Raw genomic sequence first — 11,727 nt, 5'->3', positions numbered from 1 at the left:
TGACCGTTTAAACAATTCTATGCAAACCTTATTCAATCAACTAGTATATTTTGCATTTTTCCAATGCCTTTTGCTATTGGGTGTCTTCTTATTCTCAAAAAAGAATAGACGAAACATCAATGCATTTCTAGCTATTTTAGTTATAGCATTATTCCTAGGGTTGAGTGGAAGGGTATTATATGCCGCCGGAGTTTTTGGAGGAAACTGGCGCTTAAATTCTGTATCGGAATGGGCAGCAATGCTTTTTGGTACTACGTTGTATTTATTAACTAGGTCATCTTTACAAAACAGAAAACTGAACACTCAAGATCTATTGCATTATATACCGAGTATAGGATATATGACTTTTATACTTATCTATTTTGTCCTAGCTAGTGATACAGTGGTGACAAATCGTATTCAAACGGGTGAACTCAAACGAGTAGTTTGGGCCTGTCATGCGCTGGGTTTAATAGTTAATATAACTTATTGGGGAATGAGCTTGAAAGTCTTAACCGATTTCAAAAAGCAAATCAAAAACGAGCTTTCATATACTTTAAAAACTAATTTCTTCAAATACCTTCATATTATTATGGGGTTAGGTTTTTTAGTGTGGCTCACCTTATATATGATTAGTTTATTTGGCTATGATATGATCGAACGTGATGCGCGGCCATCAATTTGGATGGCAATGGCGTTTATAGTCTTGTTTATAACCTATTATGGTATGATTTCTCCTGAAGTCTACCGGATTACACAATTAGAAATTATCCAAAAATATGCTCAATCTAAACTTTCAACAACGGATCTTGATTTAATGAAAAAACAACTCGATCAGCTAATGGAAGAGAAGAAACCATATTTGAATAACAAACTGCTTAAGGCTGAACTTGCCGAAATGCTCGGCACCAGTAATCCTGAATTAGCACGATTGTTAAACGAGAATATTGGCATGAACTTTTTTGAATATGTAAACTATTATCGGATTAAGGAATTCGTAGCACTAGCCCGAACAGAAAAAGCCCAAAATCTCACTTTTTATGGTCTTGCTCAAGAAGCAGGTTTCAATTCAAAAACCACATTTAATAAATCATTTAAAAAACTGATGGGTGTCTCGCCCTCAGAATATTTTAATAATCAAAATATAACATCATGAAATTAAAACTATATGCACTAGTGCTTGCTCTTTTCATAGGATCACTTTCTGTACAAGCACAATTAAGAACACCTGCACTAAGCCCCGGATCGACGGTAAAACAAACAGTTGGTTTGACCGATATTGAAATTACTTATTCGCGTCCAGCGGTAAAAGGAAGAACGATTTTCGGTAAAGATGGCATTGTACCCTATGGAAAGTTTTGGCGTACCGGGGCGAATGCAGCAACAAAAATTAGTTTTACCAGCGATCTTTCATTTGGTGAGGCAAATTTGCCTAAAGGTGATTACACGATTTTAACTAAACCTAGTAGCACTTCTTGGGAGGTATTTATTTACAAATACGATAGTACCAATTGGTCTTCTTATGTTGAAAAAGATCCAATTGCTATCTTAGATATTTCTATTCAACAACTAAATGCACCAATAGAATCATTAGAATATGCAATTCAAAATGTCACGATGGATGGTGCAGATTTGGAAATAAGTTGGAATCGAACCAGCATTCAAATTCCAATACAAATAGACACAAAAGCTCAAGTTCTTAAAAACATAGATCACGCAATGGCTGGCCCAAGCATTTTTGAAAATTTCAATGCGGCCCTGTATTTACACGAAAATAAGATTGAATTACCTAAGGCATTAACGTATATTCAAAATGCTACTAAAAGTAAAAATGCCCAGTTTTTTATGGTGTATAGAGAAGCATTAATTCTAAAAGACCTGGGAAGAAAGAATGAAGCACTTACAGCTGCCAAACGATCTCTTGAGCTTTCAGAGAAGGCAAAAAACGACGATTTCATCAGATTCAGTAAAAAGCTAATAGCGGAATTATAGCGAGCCTTATCAATCTTTATTCGATACTACAAATGCAAGAATCTTCTTTTAAAGAATGTTCTTGCGTTTATCTTACTACGCTAGTTTTTTCTTGGTAATCTTGTAGAATGCATCATTTGCAATTTCCAACCACTATCCGTTTTTATTGCGATGACACTTTCTAACCACTGCATTTTAGATTCGCCTTGACTACCTTTAAATGTCGCATAGTTGTGGTATGCCATCCAGATGCGATCGGCCGTTTTTTCTGTTTTAAAAAAATCAAAACTATTAATTCGCTCAACGCCTTGATCTCGTTTGGCCGCACGCACACACCAGTCGGCAATTGTATCATTCGTCCACACCTCGCCATGTTCTAATATGATAAAATCTTTGGTATGATACTTATTAAGTGTTTCTTTTTTATAGTCAGACCAAACATCATCAAATACATCTTGCACTAATTGCTGTACTGCCTTGATATCAGGATCAGTTGTTGTTTGTGCCTTGGAAAAATTGACACCAAATAAGATAATTACTAAAACTGTTATTCTTTTCATTTTCTATTGTTTAATTGATTGATAAAATCCTCATTTACGCAGCCAGGTATCTGGATCTAAATAAAACATTTTTCTATATCCTTGAATGGCTTCCGGATCCCGTAACCACCAATAAGGAAATGGAGTGATAATAGCATAATGTAAATGTGATGGTGTATTAATGGCATTCCCTGTATTTCCGACAGTCCCTAATTTGGTGCCAGCCTTGACTGGTTGCAAGGGAAAAGCATCAATTTCGTTTAGATGCGCATAATAATGAAAACGCCATTTCGGACCGAGAACCATTACACTCTTTCCTCCTTTTCCGCCTTCATAGGTATAAATGACAATTCCGTGCGTTGATGCTATAACATCAGTCCCTTTTTCCTTAAAAATATCAACTCCCTTATGAGTAATAGAACTCCCCCATGGATAGGCCCAAAACGAATTATCATCCCAATCGGCTGTAGTTGCCCCCTTTACAGGAATAATCATTTTTTGTGGAAGCAGAAAGCCTATAATTATTATAACTAGCGGTACTAAAGTATACTTTCGGGTTCTTCTGTCTCTAAAGAGTCGACCCATCCAGCCAAAAAGCCAAACTAAAAATCGTTCTGTAGTGCGTGTAATCATTCGATCTTAAAGATACAAATTCATAAAAAAGTATCATTAGGGAAAAATTGACATGCACTAAGGAAATACAACCATTCTCTAAGGTCTATTTCAAACGCATCTTTGCACTGTTATTAATCATCAAGTTGATTTTTTCAATTTGAACAAAAAAAGGAAATTATGAACAAGTCCATATTTAATTTAATAGACATCTTTAGAAGAGGAAATAGAAAAATTTTGAATACGATTTCTCCAAAATCGCATTGTTCACAAAAAGGTCATCATGATTTCTATTGTGATGCTGAAAAACCATTTATCACCAAAGAAAATATCATTTAGGAAAAATTGACATGCACTAAGGAAGATTGTTCATCGTATTGCACGAAAGCACATCCGACATTTGCATAAGAATTTATAAATCACACAAACCTCCATATTAACGGAAAATAAAAATTAAAATTATGAGCACATTTAACGTACCAAACAGAGAAGAAGTTAGCAGTAACAATCAAGCTATTTTTGACAAACTTAAAAACCAACTTGGTTTTGTACCTAATTTATTTGCAACCTATGCGCATTCAGAAAATGCACTAGGAAATTATCTAACACTTTCAGGAGCAAAGACGTCACTAAGCGCTAAAGAAAAAGAAGTAGTCAACCTTGCTGTAAGTCAAGTTAACAATTGTGCATATTGTTTAGCCGCACATACTGCAATAGGAAAAATGAATGGATTCAATGACGAACAAATCCTAGAAATAAGATCTGGTGCGGCAACATTCGACACTAAGCTGAATGCCCTAGCAGCATTGGCCAAGAACATTACTGAAAATAGAGGTGAGACTGATGAAACTGTAGTTAACAATTTCTTCAAAGCTGGATATACTAAAGAGAATTTGGTAGATACAATCGTTCTTGTAGGCGATAAAACAATCTCAAACTACTTGCATCGAACAACTCAAGTCCCAGTAGATTTTCCAGCTGCATTGGCTTTAGAAACAGTAGAAATTTAATCAATAAATAGTAATTAACATTAAACAAGTATCCGTCTAAGCGGAAGCAAAAATTCAAATTATGAAAAAAGTAATCTCAGTATTCGTATTAGTATTCGCAGTAGCATTTTCAACAAACGCTCAAGAGAAAATGATGAAAGACGCTGCTACTAAAACCATTGCATTAGAACAAACAAAAGGTGAGTTCACTCAAAAACAAATTACTGTAGCGCCTGGTTCCTACATTTTTGAGATCTCAAACAATGCCGTAGGACACAATGTAGGTTTTGTTTTAGTAAAAAAAGGGCAGGATATATCAAAACCCGAAAATCATATTAAAACAGCCTATGTAACCCAAGCGGTTGCAACAGGCACCTCGCAAAAGTCAAATGTTGTTTCCTTAGAAAAAGGAGAATACGTATACTTTTGCCCCCTGAACCCTACCTCGACAGACAATACTCTTATTGTCAAGTAAGTCGAACCTATGGGTAAGCCGAGGCCTCCAGAAATGGAGGCCTTTTTTTGCTGAAAGTGGTCTTCGACTGCGCTCAGACTGACATTTTAATATTGTTTAACCGCATTCAACTCCTCAAAAAAGAAATCGTCATTGGGTACTTCAAACTCAATACCTTTTACTTTATGGTTATTATCGGCCGTAAATTGAACAGTACCAAACGAAAACCATGGCTGATCTTTTTCCCAATGTATTTGATAAGTATCATAATGCCAATGAGAAAGTGTCGCTTTTAAATCTGGTGATCTTGTAAAATCAAGTACTAATTTCCCATTTTCCTCAGATACTTTAATCTCCCCATAACCGTCTGCTATGTAAGTCCCCGAAATATCATTCTTGGTAAATGAAGCTTCTGTGTCGGGTACTCTTTTTGCCTTTAGGTCTGCTATTCTGGTATCTCCGTTATAAAATCTATCGCTCCCGACTTTAAAGAAAGAAGACCAATCTTTTTCAGCTCTACCCAAATACCGATCAAAAACATAATACGCAATTGCACTAGTAGGAACCTTCACGCCATTAGTAAGCACCACTACTCCCAAATCAAGATCGGGCAATAGATTTACTGTCGATATCATCCCGTCATAACCGCCACCATGGCGCACCATATATTTACCTTGGTAATCTCCCAAAAACCAACCGAGGCCATATCCGGCCCAACGATTTCCAAAATCATTCTTGCCAACATGATTTCTTGTCATTGTGGTATGTGGCTTCCACATTTGATTACGACTTGCTTTACTAAAAAGTGTATCGTTCTTAATCACACCATGATTTAGGTTTGCCGCAATCCAAAGTCCCATGTCATGAACACTTGACAGCAGCCCTCCAGTTGCTTGTACATTATCCCAAGAAACCCAGGGCGTCGGTCGGTGCTTACCATTATCCCATTTATGTGGATTGGCATAATTACCTTTCGAATCTAGCTTTGCAACACTGGCAATTGTTCTGGTCATTCCAACTCGGTCTAATAAGCGTTCTTGAACATTTTCCTCCCAGCTTTTTCCCGTAACCTCTTCAATCACTTTTCCAGCCGTAATGAACATTAAATTAGAATAGCCGTAACCACTTCTAAATGGATAGGTTTGTCGAACATGCTTAATGTTTTTGATGATTTCCTCTGAAGTGAAATCACTTCGATACCATGTTACATCACCATAAAAAGTGCCTAAACCAACTCGATGACTCAGCAGATCCCTAATGGTCACCATACCTGAAACTGTCGGATCATACACTTCAAAATATGAAATATACTTTTGTACGGGATCATCCCATTTTAGCTTTCCTTCCTCTACTAACTGTGCCACCATAGCACTAGTAAATGCCTTTGTATTGCTTGCTATTGCATACAAGGTATGTTCATCATTCTTCTCAGGTTCCCCGAGTTCCTTCACTCCATATCCCTTTTCAAAAACGATTTCACCATCTTTCACAATGGCAACGCTAAGCCCAGGAACACCCCATTCCTCAACAGCGTTTTCAATGTATTTATCTAACTTTTTGAGATTAACCTTTTGTGCCTGAACTCCAGATAAAACAAGCAGACAACAAATGGAAATTATAACTCGTATCATATTAATTGTATTAAAAAAGAAAGGCTCCCGAATTGGAAGCCTTTCTATATCTTTTCTTGATTTATTCCAGAATACCATCAACAATACCGTATTCAACAGATTCTTGAGCATCCATCCAGTAATCACGATTAAAGTCTTTCATAACTTTTTCGAAAGACTGTCCGCAATTATCCGCTAATATTCGAGCACTAAGCTCTTTGGTTTTGATAATCTCTTTTGCCTGAATCTCGATGTTAGATGCTTGCCCTTGTGCACCACCGCTAGGTTGGTGAATCATTACTTTGGCATGAGGTTGAATAAAACGTCTCCCTTTTTTTCCAACAGACAACATTATTGAGCCCATAGAAGCGGCCAAACCTGTACAAATGGTAGACACTGGACTTTTCAAGCTTTTAACAGTATCATACATTGCAAAACCAGAAGTAACATATCCACCTGGACTATTAATGTATAATTGAATTTCCTCATTACTCACACTATCCAAATACATCAAACGCTCTACCACATGTTTTGCAGATTTATCATCTACCATTCCCCATAAAAATACCTTGCGTTCTTCCAGCATTTTTAAGTCAATAAGATCCTGTATTTTATTCTTTTTTTCTTTCATTAGTATCAATCGTATTTTACTGTATAAAAATAAGCAATATTCAACTACTACACTATTAGCACATGCATTGGTAAATTCTTATTTTTATTGTCTCAAGTAAGAAAGCATTACAATGAAAAAAATAGCTGTTATCCTCTTAAGTATTAGTTTATTTGTCGCTTGTAAATCAAATAAAAAAGACGAAGCAAATCCTGAAACTGCCATTGACGAGCGAAGTGTTCAGGAAAAAATTGCCGATGCCTACGGAATAAAAAACTGGCATAAGGTTGAAGAGATTCGGTTTACATTTAATGTTGATAGACCTGACAATCATTATGAACGCGCGTGGTCATGGAAACCAAAAACTTCTGATGTTACTGTGCAAACTGAAGAGGGAGATGTTAGTTTTAACACCAAAAATTTAGCTGAGGGAGATCAAGTTTCTGATCAACGCTTTATAAATGATAAATATTGGCTACTTGCACCCTTTCAGTTAATCTGGGATAGCACGGCCAACATAACCACTAAGGACAGTATTCAATCTCCTATTGGCGGAGAACTACTAGGAAAATTGACCATTACCTACCCTGCTGAAGGAGGATATACACCAGGAGATGCATATGATCTTTATTATGATCAGGATTATTTAATAAAGGAATGGGTTTTTAGAAAAGGAAATGCATCAGAACCAAGTATGATAACCACCTGGGAAAAGAATGAGGACTTTAATGGCATTACACTATCCACAAGTCACTATTCTCCCGATCGTGAATTGCAATTGTATTTTACCAATGTGGAAGTGATTATGAATTAGCCTATTGGGCTCAATGCTAATAAAACTGTATTTAAATTGGATTAAACTGAGAAACACCTCACCCCCGCCTCTCCTCAAGAAGAAGAGCCTTACCTTAAAAAGTGGAAAAAATCTATTTCTGCATTCTTGCTTCTAAAATATCAATCAATCACCTTAGTAATAGGCTGACCAGTGGCACCATTGGGAAATGCAATTCCTAACAAACTTGAAATTGTTGGCGCTATATCGGTAATACTTGTTTTATGTGTGGTGCTTCCTTGATTAATACCTTGCCCAAAAAATAATAGTGGTACATGGGTGTCATAAGTCATACCAGTCCCATGGGTTGAACCCGTTCGCGAATATAAAATTACTGCAGGATTCATCACATAAATAACATCTCCGGATCGCATTTGATTATATCCATTCTTAAGTGATACTTCTAACCCTTCGGTAAAGTCTCCTTCCATTAAATTTTCAGCACTATAGGCATTATGAATAAAATCATACTGCAAAATATGACGTACTAAAGCTTCTTGAATTTTTTCCTCATCAAGTCCCATTTCATCCACCAGATCATGATCTAAAAACAACTGATTGTTCGACATATTGATGAGTAGTTTTTCTGAACCGAACTTAGTTTTTAAAAACTCTTTGATCCTATTTCGAAAATCGGTGTTATTATAATACCCAGCTGGTATTTTTAGCGACTGCAAATAAGAAGGTACATGTACAGCACCATGATCCGCAGTTAAAAATACTGTGTATTTTCCTTTGCCCACTTTTTTGTCTAGCTCTTTAAAGATACGTTCTAAATCCTTATCCAAGCGTAAATAGGTATCCTCTATTTCAACGGAATTCACCCCAAAATTATGTCCTACATAGTCAGTACTAGAATAACTCACTACCAAAAAATCGGTTTCACTATCCATACCCAATTCTTCTTTATCTAATGCTTCAAGAGCAAAGTCAGTCGTTAGACTATTACCAAAAGGTGTAGCCCTTAAAATACCATAATTCCCATTTTCCTTACTTAACTTTTTAAGATTGTAAGGAAACGTAGCACTCTCTTTTCCTTTAAAACCGCCTTCAAAATTATTTTTGTCAGCACCACTAGCGGTATAGGTTTTCAAATCATATAAGGTCTCCCAAGTATCAAGGTATTTTTCTAAACTGTGTTTTTTGTTAAATTTCTTCACCCAATCTGGCAACTCTTGCATATAATACGTACTAGTAATCCAATTGCCTTCATCCCCACCAGTAAACCAATAGGCCGCATTAGCAGAATGTCCCGCAGGCAATATCGAGCCCCGGTCTTTAATTGCAACCCCAATTGTTTTGCCACGCATCTGGGTATGAAGTCTATTTTGATCTGCCACCGTAGTGGTAAGCATTCGGTGCGGGCTCATTTTACCTGCATCAGTTTTAGAACCAACACTATTATAACGATCATCTCCTGCACAATAAACCATTTTATCATTACGCTTATCATAAAAGTTATTGCTAATCACCCCGTGAACACTTGGTGTAGTACCTGTATGCACCGATGCATGTCCAGGACCAGTATAGGTAGGCACATAGTTAAAGTGATTGTTTTTACAATTGAATCCCTCGTTGACCATACGTTTAAATCCACCATCTCCGTAACGATCCCAAAAGCGAGTTAGGTAATCATACCGCATTTGGTCAACTACAATTCCTACTACCAATTTAGGGTTTTCAAAAGGAGCTTTTTCTGATTGACCCTTAATAGATATACTTCCAAAAACCAACAATACTGCCAACAAATTCTTAACCATGATGTCTGATATAATTTTGTATTTCAAAAATAATGCATTTTGGTTGACGGGTGATGATTATAATTAAAGTGATTGTTATCATTTTGCTTTTGTCTATTCAATTTCTAGATGATAAACCCTATTTTTATCCTATGATTTATATTGAAAATCTAGGCCGCTATTTTGCTATGCTCCGAAAAGTTTTCAGCAAGCCTGTAAAGTGGTTAATTTTAAAGGATCTTATCCTCAAAGAAATGAATGATCTTATCAATAACTCCTTAGGTATTGTTGCATTTATTTCTTTTTTCGTTGGTGGTGTAGTCACTATACAAACGGCACTAAATATTGACAACCCGTTCATTCCTAAATATCTTATAGGTTTTGCAACAAGGCAGTCTATCATATTAGAGTTTGCACCCACTTTTGTATCCATCATCATGGCAGGAAAAGTTGGCTCGTTTATCACATCGAGTATAGGCACAATGCGAGTTACGGAACAAATAGATGCACTAGACGTAATGGGTGTAAATTCACTAAACTATCTTGTTTTTCCTAAGATAGTCGCTATGTCTTTGTATCCCTTTTTAATAGCAATAGGAATGTTTTTAGGCATTTTAGGAGGTTGGACAGCAGGCGTTGTCGGTGGATTAACTTCTAGCGAGGCTTTTACGACTGGACTGCAAATGGACTTCAAGACCTATCATATAGCATATGCTTTTATTAAAACAGTAGTTTTCTCATTTGTACTAGCCACAGTTCCTGCTTTTTATGGCTATTATATGAAAGGTGGCGCCTTAGAAGTAGGCCGCGCAAGTACAACCGCTTTTGTTTGGACAAGTATCGTAATCATCGTGCTTAATTTTATACTAACACAATTAATACTTGGTTAATGATAGAGGTCAATAATTTACATAAATCGTTTGGCGATAATCATGTTTTAAAAGGAATCTCTACCACTTTTGAAAAAGGAAAAACAAACTTGATAATTGGTCAAAGTGGCTCGGGAAAAACGGTTTTTCTAAAGTCTTTACTCGGTATTTTCGAACCAGATGAAGGAACTATCTCATTTGATGGAAAGATATATTCTGAATTAGAGGAGAATGAAAAAAGAGAATTACGTACAGAGCTAGGAATGGTATTTCAGGGTAGTGCGTTATTTGATAGTATGACGGTTGAAGAGAATGTAATGTTCCCGCTAAAAATGTTTTCCAATCAAAGTAAAAGCGAGATGGCAGATCGGGTTGACTTTGTATTAAAGCGTGTGAACTTGTTAGATGCGGAAAAGCGTTATCCATCGGAAATATCTGGAGGAATGCAAAAAAGGGTTGCCATTGCTAGAGCAATTGTTATGAACCCTAAATATTTGTTTTGTGATGAACCTAATAGTGGTCTAGACCCTAAAACGGCCATTTTAATTGACAATTTAATACAGGAAATTACTGACGAATATCAAATCATTACGGTAATTAATTCGCATGACATGAATTCGGTAATGGAAATTGGCGAAAAGATCGTGTTTTTAAAAGATGGAATAAAGGCTTGGGAAGGCACCAACAAAGAGATCTTTAAAACCGATAATGAGGCAGTCACTGATTTTGTATACTCATCCAATCTATTCAAAAAAGTAAGACAGGCCTATATAGACGAGAATTGATTATTGGATTTAAGTTTTTCTGAAGAATTCGAAATGCCTTTAAAAGGAGTCCAATATCATTTTACGACAAACACTTGGCAACATGATGCTCCTGGGGGTTGGTTTTTTGTAAGCATCCCGAAAGAAATTTCAAATGAAATAAGAACAATGTTCAAAAATGAAGAGGAAGGATGGGGACGATTAAAAGCTACAGCACAAATTGGAAAAACAGAATGGAAAACGGCAATTTGGTTTGATTCAAAATCCAATGTCTATCTGCTTCCGCTAAAAGCAGAAATCCGAAAAAAGGAAGGTATTTCAATTGATCAAGAAGTAGCTGCTCGTATTTGGATTTAAGGAAATCACATTTTCCTTTTCAAGCTTCAATTTATCCTTTAGCGAACTCTCCAAAATGCCATAAAATTCCGCTTGGATCATACAAGAAACACTCTCGTCCCCAATCATTATTATGAATATGTGTTAGCCTAACTCCATCGTATTTTTGATCCAGCTGTAACTCGGATAATTCTTTATGATAACGATCGACATCATCAACCTCTACAAATACCATAGTATTATCAACCCAGTCTTTTGTGTAATAATCCTGAAGGTAAAAGCCGAAGCCATCATTTCCGAAATACGACATTTTACCAAGTCTTACTTCTTCAAAACCGAGATCCTTATAGAAGCCTCTTGAAAGGTCAAAATTCTTAGCCCCGATAAAGGCTCTTATGGATTTGATGTCATGCTTCATCTATT

General features: G+C 36.3%; 15 protein-coding genes. 9 read left to right on the top strand and 6 right to left on the bottom strand.

What is annotated here, in order from left to right; all coding sequences use genetic code 11:
- Positions 1 to 19: 19 nt before the first annotated feature.
- Both GWK10_RS14200 and GWK10_RS14195 read left to right on the top strand, forming a co-directional pair.
- Positions 20 to 1,135, top strand: coding sequence for an AraC family transcriptional regulator (locus tag GWK10_RS14200; RefSeq protein WP_164033039.1), 1,116 nt, complete (start codon positions 20 to 22; stop codon positions 1,133 to 1,135).
- Complete coding sequence (locus GWK10_RS14195; RefSeq protein ID WP_164033038.1) at positions 1,132 to 1,971, top strand: DUF2911 domain-containing protein; 840 nt, start codon at positions 1,132 to 1,134, stop codon at positions 1,969 to 1,971. Before GWK10_RS14200 ends, GWK10_RS14195 begins: the two co-directional genes overlap by 4 nt.
- An 80-nt stretch (positions 1,972 to 2,051) precedes the next feature.
- Here the strand turns inward: GWK10_RS14195 and GWK10_RS14190 are convergent, their stop codons facing one another.
- Together GWK10_RS14190 and GWK10_RS14185 are read right to left on the bottom strand one after the other, a co-directional pair.
- Positions 2,052 to 2,510 (bottom strand): nuclear transport factor 2 family protein, encoded by a 459-nt coding sequence (locus GWK10_RS14190; RefSeq protein WP_204263140.1) that lies wholly within the window; start codon positions 2,508 to 2,510, stop codon positions 2,052 to 2,054.
- 30 nt (positions 2,511 to 2,540) lie between these two features.
- On the bottom strand, positions 2,541 to 3,122 hold the full coding sequence (locus tag GWK10_RS14185; RefSeq protein ID WP_164033037.1) for a M23 family metallopeptidase: 582 nt from the start codon (positions 3,120 to 3,122) through the stop codon (positions 2,541 to 2,543).
- Between the two features lie 159 nt (positions 3,123 to 3,281).
- Here GWK10_RS14185 and GWK10_RS14180 point away from each other — a divergent pair, with 159 nt between their 5' ends.
- From GWK10_RS14180 to GWK10_RS14170, 3 genes are all read left to right on the top strand, one after another.
- Positions 3,282 to 3,440: a hypothetical protein gene (locus tag GWK10_RS14180; RefSeq protein ID WP_164033036.1), complete on the top strand. Its 159-nt coding sequence runs from the start codon at positions 3,282 to 3,284 to the stop codon at positions 3,438 to 3,440.
- 122 nt (positions 3,441 to 3,562) lie between these two features.
- A complete protein-coding gene (locus tag GWK10_RS14175) occupies positions 3,563 to 4,111 on the top strand; it encodes a carboxymuconolactone decarboxylase family protein (protein ID WP_164033035.1) in 549 nt (182 codons plus the stop codon).
- 61 nt (positions 4,112 to 4,172) lie between these two features.
- Positions 4,173 to 4,565, top strand: a complete 393-nt coding sequence (locus GWK10_RS14170) for a plastocyanin/azurin family copper-binding protein (protein ID WP_164033034.1) — start codon at positions 4,173 to 4,175, stop codon at positions 4,563 to 4,565.
- Positions 4,566 to 4,651: 86 nt separating this feature from the next.
- Here the strand turns inward: GWK10_RS14170 and GWK10_RS14165 are convergent, their stop codons facing one another.
- Positions 4,652 to 6,175, bottom strand: a complete 1,524-nt coding sequence (locus tag GWK10_RS14165; RefSeq protein ID WP_164033033.1) for a serine hydrolase — start codon at positions 6,173 to 6,175, stop codon at positions 4,652 to 4,654.
- A 61-nt stretch (positions 6,176 to 6,236) separates the two neighbouring features.
- Positions 6,237 to 6,785 (bottom strand): ClpP family protease, encoded by a 549-nt coding sequence (locus GWK10_RS14160; RefSeq protein WP_164033032.1) that lies wholly within the window; start codon positions 6,783 to 6,785, stop codon positions 6,237 to 6,239.
- A 112-nt stretch (positions 6,786 to 6,897) separates the two neighbouring features.
- On the opposite strand from GWK10_RS14160, the gene GWK10_RS14155 reads away from it, so the two are divergent.
- A complete protein-coding gene (locus GWK10_RS14155; RefSeq protein ID WP_164033031.1) occupies positions 6,898 to 7,578 on the top strand; it encodes a hypothetical protein in 681 nt (226 codons plus the stop codon).
- Between the two features lie 140 nt (positions 7,579 to 7,718).
- On the opposite strand, the gene pafA is transcribed toward GWK10_RS14155, so the two are convergent.
- On the bottom strand, positions 7,719 to 9,356 hold the full coding sequence (gene pafA / locus GWK10_RS14150; RefSeq protein ID WP_164033145.1) for an alkaline phosphatase PafA: 1,638 nt from the start codon (positions 9,354 to 9,356) through the stop codon (positions 7,719 to 7,721).
- A gap of 131 nt (positions 9,357 to 9,487) precedes the next feature.
- Here pafA and GWK10_RS14145 point away from each other — a divergent pair, with 131 nt between their 5' ends.
- The 3 genes from GWK10_RS14145 to GWK10_RS14135 are packed head-to-tail and all read left to right on the top strand — an operon-like array spanning position 9,488 to position 11,325.
- Positions 9,488 to 10,225: an MlaE family ABC transporter permease gene (locus GWK10_RS14145; RefSeq protein WP_164033030.1), complete on the top strand. Its 738-nt coding sequence runs from the start codon at positions 9,488 to 9,490 to the stop codon at positions 10,223 to 10,225.
- Positions 10,225 to 10,989: an ABC transporter ATP-binding protein gene (locus GWK10_RS14140; RefSeq protein ID WP_164033029.1), complete on the top strand. Its 765-nt coding sequence runs from the start codon at positions 10,225 to 10,227 to the stop codon at positions 10,987 to 10,989. Before GWK10_RS14145 ends, GWK10_RS14140 begins: the two co-directional genes overlap by 1 nt.
- A gap of 3 nt (positions 10,990 to 10,992) precedes the next feature.
- Positions 10,993 to 11,325, top strand: a complete 333-nt coding sequence (locus tag GWK10_RS14135; protein ID WP_239540764.1) for a DUF1905 domain-containing protein — start codon at positions 10,993 to 10,995, stop codon at positions 11,323 to 11,325.
- Positions 11,326 to 11,356: 31 nt separating this feature from the next.
- Here the strand turns inward: GWK10_RS14135 and GWK10_RS14130 are convergent, their stop codons facing one another.
- The gene (locus GWK10_RS14130) at positions 11,357 to 11,722 is read right to left on the bottom strand and encodes a VOC family protein (RefSeq protein ID WP_164033028.1); all 366 of its coding nucleotides are present in this window, start codon (positions 11,720 to 11,722) and stop codon (positions 11,357 to 11,359) included.
- Positions 11,723 to 11,727 lie beyond the last annotated feature (5 nt).

The sequence above is a fragment of the Spongiivirga citrea genome (genome assembly GCF_010671565.1).
GTDB lineage: Bacteria > Bacteroidota > Bacteroidia > Flavobacteriales > Flavobacteriaceae > Spongiivirga > Spongiivirga citrea.
The sequence above is the reverse complement of the archived record's forward strand: the minus strand, read 5'-3'. Positions and strand labels throughout refer to the sequence as shown.